Genomic DNA, 21,690 nt, shown 5'->3' on the forward strand with positions numbered 1-21,690 from the left:
ACGCTTTTGCCCAATATATCAGGGAAACCGTGAACGTGGAAATCGAGACAGGGACCGATCGGGACCGGGTGCGCTCGGTCTGGATGGTAACCCGAGAATATGACAAACTGGCCGGTGCCGGGGGCGTCAAGGACGTGTGCCGTCAGCTGGCGGAAACCCTGGCCGCGCGCAGCGGGTGCATGGTGCGGGTGATCCTGCCGCGCTACGGCTTCATGGATCCGGTCAGGCTGGGGTTTGCCCTCGCCGACCTCGACGGACCAAGCGGTCGCATCGGCGGCCGCCGCTATGCGCACACCTTCGACGTGGATATGAATTACACCGCCGAGGAGCGGCGGGAAACGGTGGCCATCTGGCAGGCGGCCATCAGTGGGGTCACGGTTTTTCTTGTGGAGGCGGACCGGTTCGCCGCCAAGCGGGACGTCTACACCTATACCGAGGAGGATGAGCAGGAGGTCGCCTGGCAGCGCAAGGGCGGGGGCCATTTCGATTATTTCGCCATGAACGTCCTGCTGCAGAAGACCGCCCTCGATTTGATGCTCCTCTTAAACGAGCCGGCCGACGTCGTTCATTGTCATGATGGCCATGCCGCGACCTTGCCGGCGATCATGCGCGAGGTCTGCGGCTACCGCCATTTCTTCCGCCGGTCAGGGGCCTTAGTCACCGTTCACAATGCCGGTCAGGGATACCATCAGGAGGTCGGCGACCTCGCCTTTGCCCGGGCGGTCACCGGGCTGCCTCAGCGGGTGATCATGCGGGGACGGTTGGGCGAGAATTTCGACCCCTTCATCGCGGCCGCCGATTATGCGATCCTCAATACGGTCAGCGAGCAGTACGGCCGGGAGTTGCAGCAGACGGCGGAGGACGGCCGCACCGGCTGGCTGGGGCACGCGCTCCTGGAACGGGGTGTCACCCTTGCGGGCGTCACCAACGGTATCGATCCGGCCGCCTTCGATCCGAGCGCGCCCGATGCCCTGGGCCTGGCGGCGGGGTATGATGTCGGCCGGGGTGACTGCGCCGGCAAGAAGGAGTGTAAACGTTCTCTCCTGGCGGCCATCGCCGCATGCGGCCCTTGGGAGCAGGTGCGGCAATATGGGGCGCTGGCCCTGGATGAGGAGAGGCCGCTGGCAACCTTCATCGGCCGACTGACCACCCAGAAAGGGGTGGATATCCTGATCCGGGCGCTCCGCCAGCTGTTGCCGCATGAGCCATCCCTGCAGGTTCTTTTTCTCGGTTCCGGGACAGCGGAGTTCGAGCAGGAACTGCAACAGTTGGCTGTATCCGACGCCGGCCAGGGCAGGGCCTGCTTTCTCAAGGGGTACGACGCGATGCTGGCCAACAAGGTCTATGCCGCCGGCGATTTTTTCGTCATCCCGTCGCGTTATGAACCCTGCGGCCTGACCGACTATATCGCCCAACTGTTCGGCAACCTGCCCATTGTCCATCGGGTGGGCGGGTTGGTCAAGGTGGTCGATGGCGAGACCGGCTTTTCCTACAGTGAGAACACGCCGGCCGGGCTGGCCGGGGCGCTGGCGGAGGCGTTGCGATTGTACCGGGATCATCCGCATGTGTTGCGGACCATACAAATGGCGGCAGTCGAGCGGATTTGGCGGTTGCATACCTGGGAAAAGGTGATGGAGGCTTATTTGCATCTGTATCGACGGGCAATGGCGATGGCCGGGGAGCAATGAAGCGGTGGGTTGGCGGGAAAACCATGGCGGGACGGTGACTGGCAGAGGCGATTGGTTCAGTGGCCGCAGGGACTATTTCATCCGTCAGGCGGTCTGCGGAATTCTGCACCTTGCCACTTGGTTCCAGGACATTTACAGTCAATACCATGGTGCGTTGGTGCAACAGGCTGCGCCCGGAGAGACCATGCCCGGGAAGGACCCCTCCGGAGACGCCGCGAAAACCGTGCTGGCCGACTTGCTCCGCCACTGCGACGCCATGGTGGGGACGGAAAGCAGCAACGGTCCGTTGTGGCAGCTAAAAGATTTGTGCCATCGGATATGGCCGCATGTCGTGCCGGGGCAGTCCATTCATGGGGTGTTGTTCGATTGGCTGATCGGCTCGCTGTTCCACGAATGCATGAAACTCAAGGAAAATCTCTATCTGCTGCATACGTACGGCACACGAACCACAACCGTCGACACCCTGGTGGAGCAGATCGGAATGGCCCGACAGCAGGCACGTGCCAACGTGCCTCTCGAAGATGTCCGGATGCTGCTCGGCCATATAGCCGACGATGTCGTCCGGCAATTGGACCGGGTGGGCATTCTTTTCGGTCAGGCCAGTTACCTGCTGCGACTGATGCTGCCCGCCCTGATCGACAACAGGCTGGTGGTCCGGTTGCTGGTGGAGGAAGAACAGGCTGCCACCGAATTGTGGGGCGAGTCGTTGGAGGAATTGTTCGCCGGCATCTGTGCGGATGGCGCTGCCGCCGGTTTCTGTCTGGCGGGCGAGAGTTTTTTCCGGGGTCAATGGCACCAGCAGGCGCTGAAGCTGTACGAACGGGCCTTGGCATGTGACCGGCATTGCCACGCGGCCGTGGTCCGGGTGGCGCAACTCAATGCCATGCTCGGGCCGGATCGGGAAGTCGCAGGGAAAAGAAAACAGATCCATCATCCGTAATTGCAGAAGGAAGGAGTGAAAAACCATGACGATACGAGTGGGAATCAACGGTTTCGGCAGGATAGGCAGGAATATTTTTAGGGCATTGAGCAAAGATCCCTTGTTTGCCGACATTGAGATTGTCGGGATCAATGATCTCACCGATGTCAAGACCATTGCCCATTTGGTCAAATACGACTCCATCATGGGGCGCTTTGATCAGCAGGTGACGGCCGGAGAAAACGGTATCGTCGTCGACGGCAGGACGATACCCATAACCAGTCACCGAAAACCCGAGGAAATTCCCTGGGCGAGCTTCGGGGCCGAATATGTGCTCGAGTGTACGGGATTGTTCCGTGACATGGAATCGGCCAAGGCGCATATCGACGGTGGAGGGGCAGCCAAGGTCCTCATTTCGGCGCCGGCCAAGGGCGATGTCAAAACGATCGTGATGGGCGTCAATGAGGACGAGTACGACCCCACCGCGCACCATGTGGTCTCGAACGCCTCCTGCACCACCAACTGCCTTGCGCCGGTGGCGCAGGTCATCTTGGATAACTTCGGCATAAAACGGGGGCTCATGACCACGGTACACTCCTATACCGGCGACCAGCGACTGCTCGACTTTCCCCATTCCGATTTGCGTCGGGCGCGCGCTGCGGCCATGTCGATGGTGCCGACCAAAACCGGCGCCGCTGCCGCCGTTGCCCTGGTTATCCCGGAGTTGAAAAACAAGTTCGATGGTCTGGCGGTCCGTGTCCCCACCCCGGATGTGTCACTGGTGGACGTGGTGATCGAGGTCGAGCGGGAAACAACGGTTTCAGAGGTCAACAAGGCATTGGCGGCCGCTGCCAATCGCTACCTCGGTTATACGGAAGAGCCCTTGGTTTCGATCGATTTTCAGGGAGATCCCCATTCTTCCATTGTCGATGGGCTTTGCACAAAGGTGTTGGGCACCACGGTGAAGATCATGAGTTGGTACGATAACGAGTGGGGTTACTCCAACCGCATGCTCGACCTGGTCCTGCACATGGAGGCCAATAAAGCCGTATAACGCGGAGTCGGCGTAACGAACTGACCAAAAGGAAAGGGCCTTTCGGGGAGCATGTTTTCCGAAAGGCCCTTTCGCGTTCTTGAACCGGTTCTATCGAGCAGGATGTGTGGCGCGGAGAGTCTCCCCTCCGCAGCCGGGAAACGCTCCTGTCAGACTTCCACGTATCCCTTCCCCTTGCAGGTCGGGCATGTCTGATCGGGGGTGCAGACCTGGCCGTCCTCGGTCTTCCCCCTCCACTCACCGCTGGTCTCGCAGACACCTTCGATGACTTTCTTTCCCATACAGGTCGGACATGCAGTTTTTTTGGTTTCGTCAGCCATAATGACCTCCATCTGATAATAGGAATCGGAAAGAATGTATTGGAATCATAAGGCACGATCCGGAAAAATCAATGGGCTTCCGTACGAGGGGTGCCGCATTGTTGGCGGAGATGATTCGGTCGATGCATTCCGGTCGGTCGCGTTCCACTGTCGCCAGCAACCATGCCTGTCATAGGGGCTGCGCACGTGGGGAATACCGAATTTCGCGGGATGCGATCGGATTGCGTCGGCCTCATCGACTGCACCGGCAATTTGTGTGGCAACACCGGGGAGAGATGGAATGGCTTCTTGGTTTTCGCATGCGAAAATTGAGAGATGCCTGCTATTCCCTTGTCTTGTTTGTCTGCTCTTCCGGTGACCAGGAAAACGGATCGTTTTGTTCCAGCGCCTGGCACAGCCGCTTGAGCGTGTCAAGGGTTTCTCCCCTGCGAATGCGGAAATGAACGGTGACCTCATTTTGGCGTGCCTCGGCTGATGCCACAATATTGAAGTCTTTTTTCCCGGCCCGTTCCCCGAAGAAGCGTTTCCTGAGACCGTCGACCCGATTCGCAAAGGCGGTGGATTGGTCGGTTTCAGAAGAAAGGGAATCCTTCCGTAGAAGTTTGAGGAGTGTTGCGGCTGGTTGCGGGGACTTGATCGCCTTGATCAATGCCCCCTGAACGCTTTTCAGGTCGATCGCCTCGCTCAATTGAGGGGCCATCTGCCCTAACTGGACGAGGAGCTGCATGAGTTGGGGCCTTGTCGGGGCAAGGGGTTTGATGATGTGCAGGTAGAGGGCATCCCGGTCTTTGTCGTTTTTTATCGGCGCGAGCACTTCGGCCGCGATGGAGAACTGGAGTTTTTCGTTGACGACATCGGAGATGATTTCCGGAGATTCGCCACGCAGCCGGATCTGGTTAACCTTCCTGTATTTATGAATGGTGGAATGGGAAACTTTCTGCCCCGGTTTGCCGATCCCGAGGGTGTCGCCAAACTGTTCGGCGAGTTCCGCATTGCTCAGTCCGAGAGAGGAACTGGCCGACTCGAGAAAATGACCGATTTCGATCGGGTTCAGATTTCTTCGCTTCGTGTTCTCCGCCAGCGAGATGTTGAAAAAATCCTCGGGTGAAAAGTCGGTCTCCTGATACACCTTGGCTTCCACCATGGTGCGGTTGATTCGCTTCAGGGCCTGGAATCTTCGGAAACCGCAGAGGATCTTGTAGCGGCCGTCCTCTTTTTTCAACAGGACCAGGGGATGGAGCAAGCCGTTTCGATCGATCGATCCCGCCAGCTCCTCTATGTACGATTCCCGGAGCAGGTCGGTATAGCGATTGTCGCCAGCCAGCCGGAAAATGTACTGCAAGTCGGCGGAGCTGGAGACGTCGATGTTACTGATGTCGACATTCCGCACAAAAGACATGGCCTCGCCGAACTGGGCAAAGGCCGGCGCCAGCATCCGTCCGATGGAGATGGCGGTCTCCTGTTGGCTGACAAGGTCGGGACGGATGGAGATGAGGATGGAGCGGACTTCCGGGTCGTACCAGTCCGCAGCCAAATTTTTTTGCTTGAAGAGTTGGTTGAGGTGGTGCGTTTCCCTGCCGCAGTAGGGAGAATCGACCGGTGCCAGAGCCGTGCTGAAATGCTGGTCCTCGACCGCGACCCGAATCCTGGACAGCAGGGAAGGGGCGATGGTCGGACGATGCGGCATTGCGGTCGAGGACCGTTCGCCCTGCCCATAGCCGAACAGCAGCATTTCCTCGCAGGCTGGGTCGCCGGCAAGGCATTGAAAGACAAGGAGCAACGGCGGCAGGCCGTTGCTTTTGATTTCGTCTTTGAATTGCTTGATCGGTACGAGGAAGGCGTCTTTGACCTTGGGGCGTGTCCGGATGGCGCTGACATCGCTCAGATCCATGATTTTCCGTTTATACTTGGTGTTCACCACGGCATAGGAAGAAAGCTGCGCGGCCAGGACCAGCGCCATGTCGGCCAGAAAATGCCCCGGTTGGTCGCCGGAGGAGGCGTTGTACCCGTCGGCGACAACAAGCAGGAGATTCGTGCTGCCGAGTATGCGATGGATGGTCTGGGATGCAGGATGTCTCATGGTTGTTTCGTATGGATTCATGGTGGGCGGCTGGTGTCGGCAAAGGCGGGACGCCGCGTTCCATCGGCGTCATCCTCCTCCCAAGTCGCGATGCAGCCATCGCTCGATGATCCCGAAAATCATTTCCCGTTTGATCGGCTTGGTGAGGTAGTCGTTCATGCCCGCTTCGAGACAGATCTCACGGTCGCCCTTCATGGCGTTGGCCGTCATGGCGATCACCGGGATGGCGGCGAAGCCCCTGGCGCGGAGTTCCCTGGTTGCGGCCAAACCATCCATCTCGGGCATCTGGATATCCATGAGGATGAGGTCGAACGCTTCCGGATCGCCCGTAAAGGTCGCAACCGCCTTGCAGCCGTTATCGACGACCTCGACCTTGTATCCTGCCTTGGTGAGCATGAGCACGGCCAGTTTTTGATTGACCGGGTTGTCTTCGGCAAGGAGAATCCGGACCGATTGTTTCATTTCCTCGCGGACGCTGTATTGGGTGATGAAGGCGTCCTTCGCCGCTGCCGGGCTGGTGTCACCCGGCATATCGGTCCCCAGCAGTTTTTCGATGGTTTTGAAAAGGATCTCCCGACGGGCGGGTTTGGTCAGAAAGGCATCGAAGCCGGCATCCTTGCAGCGCTGGGCATTTCGGTCGGTGGTCGAGGTGTAGGCCAGCAGAGGCACGGCGGCTGTTTCGGGGAGTTGGCTGCGGATCAGTTGCGCCAGGGAGTAGCCGTCCGGCGCCGGCATCTGGATGTCGAGGATGATGAGATCGAAGAGGCGCTGTTCGTCAATGGCCTGTCGCAGGATCGGCGGCACGGCGCCGCTGTCGTCGATGGCTGTGACCTCCAGTTGGGCGGCCTGAAGGACGTGTTCGAGAATGCTGAGGTTGGTGCGATTGTCGTCGACGATCAACACCCGTTTGCCTGCCAGGCTGACCTTGTGGAAGGTCTTTTTCTGCTGGTGCGGTGCCTTGCCCAGCGTAGCCGTGAAATGAAAGATGCTGCCCCTGCCGGAGGGGCTTTCGGCCCAGACGTGCCCGCTCATGAGCCCGGCGATTTTACGGCAGATGGAAAGCCCCAGCCCTGTGCCGCCATACTCGCGGGTGGTGGAACCGTCGGCCTGTCGAAATGCCTCGAAGATTGATTCCAGTTTGTCTTCGGGTATGCCGATGCCGGTATCGCGGATGGTGGCGTGCAGGGTGATGGCCGTCTCGGTTTCCGTGGCAACCATGATCGCCAGTTCCAGTTCGCCCTGTTTGGTAAATTTTGCCGCATTTCCCATGAGATTGACCAATACCTGGCGGTAGCGGCCAGGATCGCCCATGACGGTGGCCGGCAGGGCGTCGTCAATCCGGCAGAGGACCTCGATCGGGCGGGAGGCCACCTTGGGGCGGATCAGATCGCAAACGTCCTGAGCGGTGATCTCGGGATCGAAATTGATGCACTCCAGGTCGAGTTTTCCCGCCTCGACCTTGGAAAAATCGAGAATGTCGTTGATCAGCGAAAGCAGGGCGTCGGAACTGCGTTTGATGGTCTGGGCAAATTCCTCCTGTTCGTTGTCGAGGCCGGTATCCAGGAGCATGTCGGTAAACCCGATGATGCCGTTCATCGGCGTGCGGATTTCGTGGCTCATGGAGGCCAGGAATTCGCTCTTGGCGATATTGGCCGCCTCGGCCGCCTTTTTCGCTGTTCGCAACTCGGCGGTCTGTTTTTTGATTTCCGCTTGCAGGGTGTTGGAGTAGGTGCGTTGTTGCTCTTGTATCTTTTGGTAATTCTGTTCGTTTTCTGCCATGATGTCCTGGAATTTTTTTTCCAGGACCGCTGATTTCCGGTCAAACTGTTTTTTCTGGATACGCAACCGGTTGACCGTTTCGGTCGTTTCCCGGTGGGCGAGAAAGAGGCGGACGGCCAAGCGGATGATGGTCGCCACCCAATGAGAGGTGTCTTCGCGCTGGTCGGCGTAGACTGGCGTGGCGAGAATGGATACCTGGAGATCAGGGACAGTGAACAGAAAATAACGCCTGCCATGCGCGACGAAGGTCAGTTCCGAGGAGTGCCGTTCGTTGTCCTCGATGAGTCGCGTCGCATGGCCGGCCTCCAGGGGAAACCCTTCCGAAGCAACATGGGGACCGGAGCGGCTGAGGCAAAAAAACAGGAGTTCGTCGGTTTCCTGTTCCAGGTGGGCCCGCAGAGCGGTCAGTTCTCCAACCGGGTCGACAAGATCGGCAAAGAGAGGAGGGAGCGTCATGGGAAGATTGCCTCAGTTACCGTACATATTGTTCGTTTTTTGGAGTTCTTCGGGAAGGTCTTCCGCAAGGACTTTGTATTCTTCCACATTTTTCTGAATATGGGCGGCCAGCGAGGGGGCGAGACTCGACGCCAAGCCATCCTTGATGGCGGGATAATGGAGTTGTTGGATGATATATTCGCTCATCTGGAGGATGCCGGTGGGCGAATGGGGGGCAATGTCGCTGTCATCGACTTGGTGGTGGTCGCGGATGGCTTCGGCTATCGAATCGGACATGCGCCATTCCTTGGCCAAAATATACCCTATTTCACAGTGATCTGTCTGGAACAGCTGCTGTTCCAGGGCCACGCTGGAGGGACAGTCGGGCGTCAGTTGCTCGATGAGTCGGAGAAATGTTTCCTGATCGGCCTCCATGGCGACGATCAGGCCGATGTCATGAAGGATGCCGCATAGGTAGGCGTCATCGCCGTTGAGCGTGAAAATGCGCTCGGCGATCATTTTGCAGCAGATGCCCGAGGCGGCGCTGTGCAACCAGAGACGTTGCGGGGAGAACTCGATGGTGCCGGAGGGACTGCGAAGCATGTTCTGGACGGCGTCGGTGACCGCGATGTTGTGCAGGTTCTTCATGCCCAGCAGGGCCACCGCCCGGGAGATGGAATCGACCTTTCGGGTCAGGCCGAAGTAGGAACTGTTCACCAGGGTCAGCAGGCGGGCGACCAGGGCGGGATCGAGCCGGATCACCTCTTCGAAATCCTGCAGGGTCGCGTCCTCGTCGTTGACCAGTTGGACCAGTCTGGTGATGATATGCGGAAGCGTCCTGATTTTTTTGAATTTTTCGATAAGCGTCTCGGCTGGTGTCATGGAGCTGTCCTTGGTTTGGCTGGTCCCGGGCAGATGAATGCGGGCACCGTATCGTCTTGCCTCCGCTTCGATCAAGCGGTACGGGTCCATCCCCGGGTGATGTGCAGGTAGGCCGCACCGGCTACCGGAAAAGAGTCAACGCACCTTGAGGAAAACGATCGTATCGGATTGTACGTATTATGGCATGGCTGCCCGTCCATTCAAGATATTCTTGCGGGAGCCCTCCGGTCTTTTCGAGAGCGCTCCCTGCCCTTGGCTCTGTTGACCCGACGCGACTGCGTCTGGGATCCTCCGGCACCGGTTGGCGCTGCGGAGGAATTTTTCGGGTTCCTTGTCGAGACGGCAGAATTTTTCAGGCGATATCGATGAGTGTCGCAACTCGGTTGCAGCTACTGGGACTGGCTGGCAGGGTAATTCAACGGCTGCGTCGGATTTTTGCCTGAGATGTCGCCGGAAGCCGCACCTGATATCCTTGCGGGACAGCCTGCTCGCCTTTGAGGACGGGCGGCATGAGCGCCGGATTGAGACGGGCGAGCTGTGCGGCGGAAACGCGATACATTGAGCGCAATCGACTCACGGGCATATCTCGCGCAAGGCGCACGGTCAACGTTGCTTCCGGTCGTTCGAAGGGAAAGCGGGGACTGCTGCCCATGCGCGTTGCCACCCGTATGGCGGCGAGAAATTCCGAGTAAAAATTTCGCGAGGCGAACTTGAAGGATCCCTGGTTGTAGGAGAGGAAGATATTTTCATAACTGCCCATTTCCCTCACGGCTCGGAGCATGCCCGTGCGGCCGTGATTATAGGCGGTGAGGGCGAGCGGCCAGGTCTGGAGTTGTTCGTAGTTGCCCTTCAGCAACCGAGCGGCGGCCTGGGTGGCGATATAGGGATCGTAGCGTTCGTCGACCAGGTCGTTGATGGTCAGATAGTCCTTTCCGGTGGAGCGGGTGAACTGCCAGAGACCGGCAGCCCCGGCCTTGCTGTATGCCTTGGGATTGAACGAGGATTCGACATGGGGAAGATAGACCAGTTCCGGGGGGAGCCCCTGGGAGATAAAAATCCGTTTGAATTGAGTCAGATATTTGCCGGAGCGGATCACTCCTTCGTAAAAGCGGTCGCTTTGACCCAGTTGCAGGCGGACGTTCTCCCGGGCTTCATGGTAGACGGTGTGTCGCCGTGGCGGGAACAACCCGGCGATGCGGCGTTCTTCCGTCGTGCGGGGAGGTTCGCCGGAGCCGAGCCGGGTCAGGATGGCGGTGATCCGTTCTTTTGCCGCCTTGATCCGTTCGCCGTTGATCCTGGCAGCATCCGTGGTTTCCCAATCGACAAGGTCGACGACCGCGTAGACCCGGCCGAGGTTCTCCGTATCGTGCAGGATACCCTGCCGGGTGGAATAACGGCTGTAGACATTCTCCCAGAATCGGACATTTGCCCGGAGACAGGGATACAGGGGAAAGGTTTCGGCGGCCTGGGCCGGAGAGAGAGCCGGGAGGGTCAGCAGCGAGCAGCAGAGGGCAAGAACAAGGGAGACAAGAGCAAGACGAGGGGAACGGTGTGCTTGGCGGACGACCATGTTGTTTAGGGGCTGGTAGACAAGAGGAGAAGTGCATGCCGACGAACGCTCTGGTACTATAGCACGATGTATCCTGTCCGGCGACAGAAGTTGCAGCCGGGAGACAGGTCATATCAACACAGCGTATCGATCGAGGTTTGCCTTATGTACATGCCCATTATCGGAACCCTGGGCTATATCGTCTCCGCCGATGGCCTGCAGACCCTGCTGGTGCATCGCAATGCCAGAAAATCTGACCAGCATCTCGGCAAATATAACGGCCTCGGAGGAAAGATGCGGCCGGACGAGGATGTGATGACCTGCCTCCGGCGGGAGATCCTGGAAGAGTCCGGCCTTGAGTGCTCGCGGGTGCAGTTACGGGGAACGATCAACTGGACCGGGTTCGGCCCCGAGGGAGAGAATTGGCTCGGTTTTGTTTTTTTGATCACCGCCTTCACCGGTGTACCGAGAACACGAAATGAAGAGGGGGATCTCGCCTGGCACCCCATCGCCATGCTCGACTCCCTGCCGATGTGGGAAGGGGATCGTTATTTTCTGCCCCTGGTGTTCGACACGGATCCCCGGCCCTTTCATGGATACATGCCCTATCAGGACGGACGTCCCGTTGCCTGGGAATACGTCCGGGTATGAACCCCGCACGATTCTTGCGGAAAAACGTGCCCAGCCCGCTCGGCTTCCAGCAAAGTCCTTGCGTTCGGTCGGCTCGATTTGTATAGTTAGCATCGTTCGAGTTCTGTTATAATTTCGAAAGGTTATGTTTTGGTGACCTTTTCGGCAACTGAAAAATATGAAAGGATGTGTCATGGAAAACAACGCGGAATTGGTTCGCCTGGAGGAGTTTGTTGATAAACTGTTGAATAAATACAATCAGCTGAAGGCGGAATTTCATGCCCTGCGGGAGAAGCTGAGCGAGCGTGACGCCGAATGTGCGGAATTGAAAAACAACGTCTACAATCTGACCACCGAACGGACCGAGGTGGGTAACCGGGTTGCAGGGTTGCTCGACCGCATCGAACAGTGGGAAACGGAACAAGAGACGTTTTCGGCGGAAAAGGACGGAGCCTATGGGAGTGTTCAGGGCTCGCTGTTCGGCAGTGCCTCGGAAGACAAGAACAACTGAGCGTGACCCGGGCCTCCGATGCAGGATCGGTTAGTCCGCTTTCAGTTGTTCGGGCAGGAATTCACCTTCTACAGTAATGCGTCCGAGGAGGAAGTGGATTCCGTCATCGCGCTGTTGCGTGAAGAGTTGGAGAGTGGCGATACATTCAGCCGCAGTTCGGTGCCCTCCAGCAAGATGCTGGTCTTGGGCTGTCTGCGCATGGCGGCAAAATATATCCAGTTGCATCGGGAGTTCGATGCGTACCGCCAGACGCAGGCGACTGTCCTTGTCCGCCTGATCGACAAGGTCGCTTCAGGTTTGGACTGACTTTTTGTAGATTCTCGTTTAGCTGGAGAGAGAGTTGCATTATAGTGCCCAGGGAGAGGACAGAAGGAAAACAGTACCCCTGCTCTGTTGGTGATCAACGAAGTATTGAGCCAACTCGCATAGAAAGGGTAGCCTCACCGCTGAGCTATGGAACGCAATGAAGCGTTCCAGCTCTCAGCGAGGGCAGTGCCCACCTAATTCAATTAGGTTTAATCATTTCGTTGACACGGCAGCGCGGGGGCCTTTGTCACCGGCGGAGCAAGCCGCTTATGGTGCAGAAGTTATATATATAGATGCCATGCTCGAGACGGAAAGAGGATGGTTGGCGCGGACGCGAACGGGTCAGGTCGGTCTGCGATAGAAAAGACAAAAAGACAACTCTGATGCGATCAGGTTTACCATAATGTGTAATCCTCCATCCAGGCTGTTGGCGAGAGTCGTGTTTGGTGCGCAATGCCACCGGGCCTCTCTCTGTGCTGCCGCCGTTCTGAAGACTACGGCAGCACCTGAGCCTGTCCTGAGAAGCTTGGTCTCTTCTCATCGCTGAAACCGGTCAGCGTTTCCGTTCGATATCGCCTGGACCGCCATGGTCAGCGCGGTCAATTCTTTCCTTGTTCGTCTGGCAGCATAGGGTGTGCGTCGGGTCGTCGTGGAGCACGATAGATCCTTTTTCATATAGAGGGGGTGGATGGTTTGTTTATGGAACTTGATGCAATAACGCTGTTTTTGGCGTTGGTCAATTTGGTGGCCGGACTGGCCATGGGTGTTTTCCTCCGGAAAAAACTGGTGGAAGGCAATCAGCGTAATATAGCCCTGCAAGGGCGTCAAATCATTGAAAATTCTATCAGCGAAGCTGAGCAGATCAAGAAAGAGGCGCTACTCCAGGCCAAGGAAGAGGCTTTTTTGATCAAGCAGGAAGCCGACCGCGAGTTGAAGGCAAACCGTCTGGAGATCAAGGAAGACCAGCGCCGCCTGAACCGCAAGTTCGACGAGATCCAAAGGGAATTCCAGATCCTCGAGGAAAAACAGGCGAGTCTGAAATACCGGGAAGAGAATCTGGAGGCAAACGAAGTCGAGGTCGCCGACAAGAAAAAGACCCTGGATGAGCTGGTCGACGAACAGCGATACAAACTGGAGCAGATTGCCGGTATCGATCGCGAGGAGGCGAAGGTCCAACTCATGCAGTCCATCGAAAGCGAGGCACGGATGGACTGCGCCAAGCGCTTGTCCCGGATCGAAAACGAGATGAAGATGGAGGCGGACCGCAAGGGCAAGAATATCCTGGCCCTGGCCATCGCCCGCTATGCCGGCGATTATGTGGCCGACAAGACCGTGTCCATGGTGCCCCTGCCCAATGAGGAGATGAAAGGGCGGATTATTGGTCGGGAAGGACGGAATATCAGGGCGATCGAGGCCGCGACCGGCGTGGACATCATCATCGACGACACGCCTGAGGCGGTCATTCTCTCCGGATTCAACCCCATCCGGCGCGAGGTCGCCCGGCTGGCCCTGGAGCAGCTCATCTCCGACGGCCGGATCCATCCGGCCCGAATCGAGGAAGTCGTGCAGAAGGTGACCGAGGAGTTGGAGATCGGCATCCGCGAATCGGGTGAGCGCGCCACCTTCGACGTGGGCGCCCACGGCATGCACGTGGAGTTGATCAATCTGATCGGCAGGTTGAAATACCGGACCAGCTACGGCCAGAACATCTTGCAGCATTCGCTGGAAGTGGCCTTCCTTTGCGGGGTGATGGCCGCCGAGCTCGGATTGGATGTGAAGAAGGCTAAGCGCGCCGGCCTGCTGCACGATATCGGCAAGGCGGTGGATCATGAGGTGGAGGGATCGCACGCCATCATCGGCCGGGATCTCGCCCGCAAGTACGGCGAGGCCGAGGATATTGTTTATGCCATCGGCGCCCATCACGAGGATCAGCCGCCCAAGAGCGTGCTCGACGTGCTGGTGCAGTCGGCGGACGCCCTGTCCGGAGCCCGGCCGGGGGCGCGCAAGGAGATGCTGCAAAGCTATGTCAAGCGGTTGGAAGATCTCGAAAATATCGCCAATGGCTTCAATGGCGTCGAGAAGTCCTACGCCATCCAGGCCGGTCGCGACCTGCGCATCATCGTGGACAGCCAGAAGGTGCGCGACGAGGAAACCACCTTGCTCAGCCGCGACATCGCCAAGGCCATTGAAGAGCAACTGACCTATCCGGGCCAGATCCGGGTCACGGTCATCCGCGAAACCAGAGCAGTGGAATACGCCAAGTAGGGGGTGTGATGAAGTCGGTCGAAGAACAGGTTGCCCTGATCGAACGGGGCGCAGTGGATTTCCATTCCAAGGAGGATCTCGTCAAGAAACTCGCCCGGTCGCTGGAAACCGGCGTGCCCTTGACCATCAAGGCCGGGTTCGATCCCACTGCCCCCGATCTGCACCTCGGCCATACGGTGCTCATCCAGAAGCTGCGTCATTTCCAGGTGCTCGGGCACAACGTCCACTTTCTCATCGGCGACTTCACCGGCCTGATTGGCGATCCCACCGGCAAGTCCGATACCCGGCCGCCGCTGACCCCCGAGGATGTCAAGCGCAATGCCGACACCTACAAGGAGCAGGTGTTCAAGATCCTTGACCCGGACAAAACCACGGTGGTGTTCAACTCGACCTGGCTGGGCAAGCTGACCTCCTACGACATGATCCGCCTCGCCTCGGAGCTGACCGTGGCACGCATGCTGGAACGGGACGATTTCAAGAAGCGGTTCGAGTCGAACCGGCCGATCTCGATCCACGAATTCCTCTACCCCCTGATCCAGGGCTACGACTCCGTGGCCATGAAAGCCGATGTCGAACTGGGGGGCACCGATCAGCTGTTCAATCTGCTGATGGGCCGCGACCTCCAGCGCAGCCGGGGACAGGAGCCGCAGGTGGTGCTCACCATGCCCTTGCTCGAAGGGCTGGACGGGGTCAACAAGATGAGCAAGTCGCTCGGCAACTATATCGGCATCTCCGAGCCGCCGGACAGCATTTTCGGCAAGATCATGTCGGTCAGCGACGAGTTGATGTTCCGCTATTACGAACTGCTCAGCGACCTGCCCATGGCGGAGATCACGGTCCTGCGGGAAAAGATCGCCGCCGGCCAGCTTCACCCCAAGGCGGTCAAGGTGCAACTGGCCAAAGAGATGGTGGCCCGGTTTCACAGCCCGGCCGCGGCCGAGGAGGCAGAGCGGACCTTTGAGCAGGTGTTCGCCCGGCACGAAACGCCCGACGAGATCGAGGAGGTGCGCCTTTCGCCGACGGAAACCGAGATCTGGCTGCCCAAGCTCCTTTTGGATGCCGGCCTGGTGAAATCGACCTCCGATGGCCGGCGTATGATCCAGCAGCACGCGGTGGCGGTGGATGGCGCGAAGGTGGAAGACGGCAACGCCCTTGTCCCGGCTACGGGAACGGTGCTTCTCAAGGTCGGCAAGCGCCGCTTCTGCCGGGTTGTTTTTTCCTGAGACAGCTTGGTCGGAAAGACACCACGAGCGGTTTTCCGCGCAGCGAGCCGTTCGTTTTTTTGGGGGGAGGGGCGGGGATCGACTAATGGGCTGCCTGGGAAGCCGGCCGCTTCTGGCAATTGCGGCAGATACCGGTGAATTCCACGTGGTGGCCGAGGATGAGATACGAAGACGAGGCGGCTGCCTGGGCCACCAGTTCATGGATGACCGGCACATCGATATCGTCCACTTTGCCGCAGATCGAGCAACGAATGTGGTAATGGCTGTCGGTGGTGGCATCGAAGCGCTTCTGGGTGCCCCCGACTTCGATCTTGAGGATCATGCCGTGCTCGGCCATCAGTTCCAGATTGCGATAGACCGTGCCCAGTCCTATGCGGGGTAATCGTTTTCGGACCATGTCGTACAGTTCGCTGGCGGTCGGATGGGTTTTTACCTTCGACAATTCCTCGAGGATGATCTGTCGTTGCGTTGTCAGCCGGAACGTGGGTGCTGGCGCATTCATGCTGTGCTCTATCAGTGAAAATGAGGGGATTGATAAATAATAATTCTCAAAAACTACCATGTTCGTCATTTGCGTGTCAAGCCAGAAGTTGGCATTGGGCACCGAGACCAGGAAGGAGAACAACGGCAGATGCGCATAGGAACCATTGATATATGGCCTCCGCTCCTGCTGGCCCCCATGGCGGGTTTGACCCACTCGGCCCTGCGGACAACGATTCTGCACTATGGCGGGATCGGCCTGCTCAGTACGGAAATGCTGGCGGCGGCGCGCTTGCCGGTGGAACGGCCCGAACATTCCCCCTATCTCGTGCGGACACCGCAGGAATTTCCTCTCTCCTACCAACTCCTTTTGACGGACGACAAGAACATCCCCCGGATTTTCGAGGCGCTGCACCGACTGCGGGCGAATGTCGTCGATCTCAACCTCGGCTGCCCGGCGCCGCAGGTTCGCAGGGCCGGCGGTGGCAGCAGCCTGATGGACGATCCCGTGCGGGTCCGGCGGATCGTCGCTGCCGCACGAAAACAGACCACACTGCCGCTCTCGGCCAAAATACGGCTCGGCGAAACCCTGGATGAGGCCAGGCTCTGCGATTTCTGCCGGATGCTCGCCGGCGAGGGCATCGATATGCTGACAGTGCACGCCCGGCTGCGGACCGAACCCTTTGCCCGGCCACCGCGGTGGGCGTGGGTGGCAAAGGTGAAGCAATGGGTGGAGATTCCGGTGATCGTCAACGGCTCCATCGATTCGGCGGCCAGTGCCCGAAACTGTCTGGCGGAAAGTGGGGCCGACGGCTTGATGATCGGTAGGGCGGCGGCCCGGACGCCGTGGATTTTCGCCACCATTGCCCGTGAGGTCTACGGGATGGCGGAGATTCCTGAACCCGATACCGGATTGCCGCGGCTGTACAGGGAGTTTGTGGAGGCGTTGATCGAGCGCTTTCAACCTGAACGGCGGTTGGGGCGACTCAAGGAATTCACCCACTATTTTGCCACGAACTATTTTTTTGGCCATCATCTGGCGGCCAAGGTGCAGGCGAGTGCTTCCATCGACGAGGCGTACCGTCATGCCTCCTCCTTTTTCGCGGCCAACGACCCAGCGCATGGCGCGGGGCCGACCGCGCCCTCCACCTTTACCGCAGAGGCGGGTTGTAGTACCCGAACCCCAACTCCGGAAATTTTTCCTTCAACTGTCCCAGCCAATTCCTGATCCCCAGGGGTGGCGTATCAGCCCGGTGTCCGATCACCCGCAGGTAGTATTCCGGGTCCATGTTCAAATTGCGCAACTGAATGAAATCGGGTCGATATTCGGTAATCAGCGCCGACAGCGCGGCGAATTCGTCCGGGTCGTCGGTGCAGCCGGGCAGGATGAAATAGTTGAGGGAGACATGGCGGCCATACCGTTTCATGACCGCCATCGATCGGCATACATCCGCCAGGGTGAACCCTTTGGGACGATAGTAGAGCCGGTGGCGTTCGGCCTGGGCGCTGTTCAGGGAGATGCGGATTGAATCCAGACCGGCGCGGGCGAGTCGTTCAACCGCGTCGGGCAGGCTGCCGTTGGTGTTGAGGTTGATGGTGCCCCGGTCGGTACGGGAGCGGATGAGCCGGATGCTTTTTTCAATCAGCCCGGCCTGCAGCAACGGCTCTCCCTCGCAGCCCTGACCGAAGCTGACCACGGGCCGGGGAGCGGTCTTAAGATGGGGGACCGCGACCTCGGCGATCTCCTTTTCCGTGGGCACAAAGGTGATGCGATCCTGGGTCGAGGGGCAGCATCCCGAGGGTTGCAGGGATATGCAGCCGGCACAGGCGGCGTTGCAGATGGGGGAACAGGGCAGGGGCGCTTCCCAGCGCCCGAGGAAATAGTTGCGGGCGGCGGGGCAGCCGTAGGTGAGACAGCATGTGCCGAGATGCTGGATCAGTCGATTGTTCCTGTGTCGGTGGAGGTGCGCGCGCGTACGCCGGTTGAGGAGGCGTTGATTGAATTGATCGGCATCCTGGCGGCGATCGGCATCGCTACGGAAGCCGGCCACCCAGAAGGTGCCGTCGGCCCAGCCGACCGCCGTATAGGCAAAAAGCGGCAGAAGCGGTGCATTGGCACCATCGGTCTGGTAGGCCGCCGAAAGGATGGCGGTGTGGGCGGGGGCCATGAAAGCGGCCACAGCCTGGATGGGCTCGCCGGGCTGATACGGATTGGTGTCGAGGAGGGCCGCATCGCCGCTTTCCGGCTCAATGCCGATGGGCAGGCGGCCCGGCAGGGCGAACAGTTCGCTGCCCGGCGGCAGTTCGATCAGGTCTTCCGGCTCAGGTGCGCGGATCCGGCCGGCGGCGCTTCCGGCCATGGACAGGCCGGCGTAGTCAAGGATTTCCCCCGTGCTGGTGGCAAAAAGCAGGGCAGGAACGGATGTGGGGCGAGCACCCGTCATGACGGGACATGATCACCGCGGCCGAATGCGGGCAAGCACTGAATCCACGGCCCGATAAATTTCCAGATCGTCGCCGAAGACATCCTGGATGTTGGGGTGATCGATCAGGTCTTCAATGATGTATTGGGTCAAATAGAGGCTGATGACGTTGGGGTCCGGGGTCAGATTCCTGATCGGCGCGATTTTGAACTGCATGTCGAATTCTTCCATGTCGCTCAATTGTTGCAGCTGCCGGGCCATGACTTCCTGGATGGCATGGACGGAATTGGTCTCGATGATATGCAGATCCAACAGTCGCTGCACCAGGGAAACCGCCAACTCGGCGGCCATTTCCCGGGATTTCTTGAGCATGAACTGGCGTTCCCGCTCCCTTTTCCGATCAATGGCATCAATGGTTTTGTTGGTGGAATTGCTGGGATTGATGTGGCGAGCCATGCGTTCTCCTTGGATGGTCTATCAAAAATTCAAATCGGATTGAAGGGATTTACGGGACGGTTTCGATCCGGCTGCAAGCGGAAGAGATGCGCTGCGTGTCCGTCGACAAACGGCAGTTCCCTCCCCGGCTCGCCGACTGTTCCTGCCGGGGCGCTTCGAGGGGATGAGGCTTTTATACTGTACCTCATTGGGATAAGCACTGCTTTTGTTCGGGAAAAATCCTTCGGGCCGTCATGTGTACTCCCGGCGGGAAACCGGGACGATGCGGAGCCTGCTACAACATACCGCCCTCTTCGCTCAGATACAACCGGCGGAAACGGTTGATTGCTGCTTCCTGGTCTTGGGGCAGCTGCAGGCCGTATTGCGCGACATATTCGGCCGCCATCCGGTGGGTGTTGAAAATGGGGATGTTGAGCCGAAGGTTGTTCAGCGCCCGCTCCAGATACGATGCGGGGCGGGTGTAAAACGATTCGAGCACCGTGGGCAGAAGCTCGTAAAAGGCGGCGGCATCCTCGGTGTACAGCAGGGCATCGGGCGCCTCGCTCAGGTCGGCCTCCTCGACCGGGCCTTCGTAGCCGAACTTCCAGCCCGTTTGGCCGTTGTGATACCCTTCGACCCACCAGCCATCCATGATGCTGATATTGGGGACGCCGTTCATCGCCGCTTTCATGCCGCTGGTGCCGCTCGCCTCGAGCGGCCGCTTGGGACTGTTGAGCCAGGCATGCACGCCACTGACCATCATTTTGGCGATCCGCATGTCGTAGCCCGGAATGAAGACCAATTTGCCCAGACCCCTGCTGCGGAGGTAGAGTTCTTCCTGATTGTCGAGGATCAGCTTGAGGACCGATTTGCCCGGCTCGTCGGCGGGATGTGCCTTGCCGGCAAAGAGGAAATTGATCGGCCGGTCGAGGGCGATGAGGATGTCGGCAAGACGGCCGATGTCGTCGAAGATCAGGTCGGCCCGCTTGTAGGTGGAAAACCGGCGGGCAAAACCGATGGTGAAGACCCCCGGTCGGAGCCATTCTGTTTCGGGGAGGCTGGAGAGATGGTTGGGCGGATCGATCCAGGTCTCGATCATCTGCTCGCGGTGTCGCTTGAGCATGGTGTTGACGTAGTCGACCAGGCGGCGGTTGTCCGCACGCCAGGCATCGTCGAGCCCCTGGGCCAGCGCGGCCGATTCCTGGGCGGTGACGGTACCGAAGCAGCTGGGATCGGTGCGCCAGGCGCGGAGCGATGGAATCCGGCTGAAGCAGGCGGCCCGCTGTTCGCTGATCCAGGTCAGGTGATGGACCCCGTTGGTGATCGCCTTGATCTTGTCGGCAAAGGCCGGGAACTGTTTTTTGGTGACATCGCGGTGCAGCCGGCTGACGCTGTTCACCGCCCGGTTGATCCGCATGGCCATGGCAGTGAAGTTGTACTCATGGCCGACCTCGTCGTCGTGGGCGAGGAGGTTGAGGATCCGTTGGAAGGTTTTGTGGCTGATCGCGGAGTACAACTCCCGGGAAAAGCGGTCGTGCCCGGCCTTGACCGGCGTGTGGATCGTGTAGACGATTGTGCGAGAAACCCGTTCCGCCGCCGCGAGGATATCGGCATCGGCAATTTTGTCGAGAAAGGCGTCGCCGAAAGCGGCATGCAACTCCTGCAGGATGAGGTGCAGAGTGACGGTGATGCCGTGCTGCTCGTTGAGGTGGATGGTACGAGCCGTGCAGCCGAGCGTCTCGAGCAAGGGCAGGATGGCGGAGCCCAGCATGCGCCGCTGATTGGCCTTGATGATGGCGGATTTGGCGTTGTAGAGTTGATGCGCGGATTCAATGACCCATGGCGGGGCGTCGGGCAGGCTGTAGTCAATGAGAAACTCGGGGACGAAGGCATCGAGATCTCCGGAAATCTCCAGTTTCATCCAGACATGTGCCCTGACCATGGTCGGATTGAGTTGCCCGTTATAGAAAGGAATCTCGATGACGAGCGGCCGGTCGGGCGCCTCCGGATTCCGGAGTTGGAACAGGGTGGGGGTCGTTTCGGGCGTCCAACGGGTGGCGTGATCGATCTGCCCGACCTTGGAGTCGACGATCTGGGAAAAATATCCCTCCCGGTACAACAGGCTGATGGCCAGGACCGGGAGGTGCATGTCGGCAAAGCTTTTGAGGGTATCGCCGGCGAGCACGCCCAAACCGCCGCTGTAATTCGGGATCTTCCGGGGACCGTCCAGGTATTTTCGCACGAGGCCGTCGAATTGCGGGTTGGGGTGTTTCTTGATCCCTTCCCGTTCCAGGAGATCTCTGACCGGATGGAACACATCGGGATCGGCGCCGATCTCCATGGAAACATAGGCGACCGATTCACCGTCGGTTCGGGTCAACTGATTCCAGGCCCGGTCGAAAACGTGCTGGGAAACGCCAAAAAACGTGCCGAAACGGTTGGCGCAAATCAAGTGCTCGATGCAGGCTGGCGGGCCGGATGGGGAGTTGTCCATGAAAGTAATACTTTTTCTTGCTTTGAGAACGGGGTATCCTCCCCTGAGGGGGAGCGGGAAGACTTTAGATAAGCCGGTGTTCTTTTGCAAGGAAATTCATTTTTTGGGAAAAATTTGTTGTAATTCTCGCTCCGCACAGTAAATTCTGCTTCTGTGCGTTTTTTAATTTTTTCACCGTATGGGAGGGAGAAATGAGCAATAAAAAGATGTTTCATTG

19 protein-coding genes and 1 other RNA gene are annotated in these 21,690 nt (G+C 58.8%); 10 read left to right on the forward strand and 10 right to left on the reverse strand.

Features of this window, described 5'->3' with window-relative positions; translation table 11 throughout:
- The first annotated feature begins 35 nt into the window (after positions 1-35).
- From Q362_RS0104195 to gap, 3 genes are all read left to right on the forward strand, one after another.
- Positions 36-1,688 (forward strand): glycogen synthase, encoded by a 1,653-nt coding sequence (locus Q362_RS0104195; protein WP_028317664.1) that lies wholly within the window; start codon positions 36-38, stop codon positions 1,686-1,688.
- Positions 1,689-1,872: 184 nt separating this feature from the next.
- Positions 1,873-2,628 carry a hypothetical protein gene (locus Q362_RS0104200; protein WP_028317665.1) on the forward strand — a complete coding sequence of 252 codons (756 nt, stop codon included), beginning with the start codon at positions 1,873-1,875 and terminating at the stop codon, positions 2,626-2,628.
- A 25-nt stretch (positions 2,629-2,653) separates the two neighbouring features.
- A complete protein-coding gene (gap, locus tag Q362_RS0104205) occupies positions 2,654-3,661 on the forward strand; it encodes a type I glyceraldehyde-3-phosphate dehydrogenase (RefSeq protein ID WP_028317666.1) in 1,008 nt (335 codons plus the stop codon).
- A 149-nt stretch (positions 3,662-3,810) separates the two neighbouring features.
- Here the strand turns inward: gap and Q362_RS22705 are convergent, their stop codons facing one another.
- The 5 genes from Q362_RS22705 to Q362_RS19055 all read right to left on the reverse strand — a co-directional run bounded on the left by Q362_RS22705 (position 3,811) and on the right by Q362_RS19055 (position 10,727).
- On the reverse strand, positions 3,811-3,981 hold the full coding sequence (locus Q362_RS22705) for an ankyrin (RefSeq protein ID WP_084312260.1): 171 nt from the start codon (positions 3,979-3,981) through the stop codon (positions 3,811-3,813).
- A 322-nt stretch (positions 3,982-4,303) separates the two neighbouring features.
- Positions 4,304-6,061 (reverse strand): ParB/RepB/Spo0J family partition protein, encoded by a 1,758-nt coding sequence (locus Q362_RS0104215; RefSeq protein WP_028317667.1) that lies wholly within the window; start codon positions 6,059-6,061, stop codon positions 4,304-4,306.
- Positions 6,062-6,130: 69 nt separating this feature from the next.
- Entirely contained in the window at positions 6,131-8,296 is a 2,166-nt protein-coding gene (locus Q362_RS0104220; protein ID WP_028317668.1) for a response regulator, read from the reverse strand.
- A 12-nt stretch (positions 8,297-8,308) separates the two neighbouring features.
- Positions 8,309-9,157 (reverse strand): HDOD domain-containing protein, encoded by an 849-nt coding sequence (locus Q362_RS0104225; RefSeq protein ID WP_028317669.1) that lies wholly within the window; start codon positions 9,155-9,157, stop codon positions 8,309-8,311.
- A 415-nt stretch (positions 9,158-9,572) separates the two neighbouring features.
- Positions 9,573-10,727: a lytic transglycosylase domain-containing protein gene (locus Q362_RS19055; RefSeq protein WP_051553631.1), complete on the reverse strand. Its 1,155-nt coding sequence runs from the start codon at positions 10,725-10,727 to the stop codon at positions 9,573-9,575.
- Positions 10,728-10,871: 144 nt separating this feature from the next.
- Between Q362_RS19055 and Q362_RS0104235 the strand changes: the two genes are divergently transcribed.
- The 6 genes from Q362_RS0104235 to tyrS all read left to right on the forward strand — a co-directional run bounded on the left by Q362_RS0104235 (position 10,872) and on the right by tyrS (position 15,641).
- Complete coding sequence (locus tag Q362_RS0104235; protein ID WP_028317670.1) at positions 10,872-11,357, forward strand: NUDIX hydrolase; 486 nt, start codon at positions 10,872-10,874, stop codon at positions 11,355-11,357.
- Positions 11,358-11,529: 172 nt separating this feature from the next.
- A complete protein-coding gene (locus tag Q362_RS0104240; RefSeq protein WP_028317671.1) occupies positions 11,530-11,847 on the forward strand; it encodes a cell division protein ZapB in 318 nt (105 codons plus the stop codon).
- A gap of 18 nt (positions 11,848-11,865) precedes the next feature.
- Positions 11,866-12,153, forward strand: a complete 288-nt coding sequence (locus tag Q362_RS0104245) for a cell division protein ZapA (RefSeq protein WP_028317672.1) — start codon at positions 11,866-11,868, stop codon at positions 12,151-12,153.
- 73 nt (positions 12,154-12,226) lie between these two features.
- Positions 12,227-12,398, forward strand: a non-coding RNA gene (gene ssrS, locus Q362_RS22710) — 6S RNA.
- A gap of 454 nt (positions 12,399-12,852) precedes the next feature.
- Positions 12,853-14,418, forward strand: coding sequence for a ribonuclease Y (gene rny, locus Q362_RS0104250; RefSeq protein ID WP_028317673.1), 1,566 nt, complete (start codon positions 12,853-12,855; stop codon positions 14,416-14,418).
- An 8-nt stretch (positions 14,419-14,426) separates the two neighbouring features.
- Positions 14,427-15,641, forward strand: a complete 1,215-nt coding sequence (gene tyrS / locus Q362_RS0104255; protein ID WP_028317674.1) for a tyrosine--tRNA ligase — start codon at positions 14,427-14,429, stop codon at positions 15,639-15,641.
- An 82-nt stretch (positions 15,642-15,723) separates the two neighbouring features.
- Here tyrS and Q362_RS0104260 read toward each other — a convergent pair whose 3' ends face one another.
- The gene (locus Q362_RS0104260) at positions 15,724-16,143 is read right to left on the reverse strand and encodes a Fur family transcriptional regulator (protein ID WP_028317675.1); all 420 of its coding nucleotides are present in this window, start codon (positions 16,141-16,143) and stop codon (positions 15,724-15,726) included.
- 129 nt (positions 16,144-16,272) lie between these two features.
- Here Q362_RS0104260 and Q362_RS19060 point away from each other — a divergent pair, with 129 nt between their 5' ends.
- Complete coding sequence (locus Q362_RS19060; RefSeq protein WP_051553633.1) at positions 16,273-17,349, forward strand: tRNA dihydrouridine synthase; 1,077 nt, start codon at positions 16,273-16,275, stop codon at positions 17,347-17,349.
- Here Q362_RS19060 and Q362_RS0104270 read toward each other — a convergent pair.
- From Q362_RS0104270 to Q362_RS23995, 4 genes are all read right to left on the reverse strand, one after another.
- Positions 17,273-18,565 (reverse strand): radical SAM family protein, encoded by a 1,293-nt coding sequence (locus Q362_RS0104270; protein ID WP_028317676.1) that lies wholly within the window; start codon positions 18,563-18,565, stop codon positions 17,273-17,275. The genes Q362_RS19060 and Q362_RS0104270 overlap by 77 nt on opposite strands.
- Positions 18,566-18,577: 12 nt before the next feature.
- Entirely contained in the window at positions 18,578-19,000 is a 423-nt protein-coding gene (locus tag Q362_RS0104275) for a hypothetical protein (RefSeq protein WP_028317677.1), read from the reverse strand.
- Positions 19,001-19,274: 274 nt separating this feature from the next.
- Complete coding sequence (glgP, locus tag Q362_RS0104280) at positions 19,275-21,473, reverse strand: alpha-glucan family phosphorylase (protein ID WP_035215526.1); 2,199 nt, start codon at positions 21,471-21,473, stop codon at positions 19,275-19,277.
- Complete coding sequence (locus Q362_RS23995) at positions 21,428-21,688, reverse strand: hypothetical protein (protein WP_169737355.1); 261 nt, start codon at positions 21,686-21,688, stop codon at positions 21,428-21,430. The genes glgP and Q362_RS23995 overlap by 46 nt, the downstream gene beginning before the upstream one ends.
- Between the last annotated feature and the right edge of the window lie 2 nt (positions 21,689-21,690).

It is taken from the genome of Desulfobulbus elongatus DSM 2908 (assembly GCF_000621145.1).
In the GTDB taxonomy this organism is placed as follows: domain Bacteria; phylum Desulfobacterota; class Desulfobulbia; order Desulfobulbales; family Desulfobulbaceae; genus Desulfobulbus; species Desulfobulbus elongatus.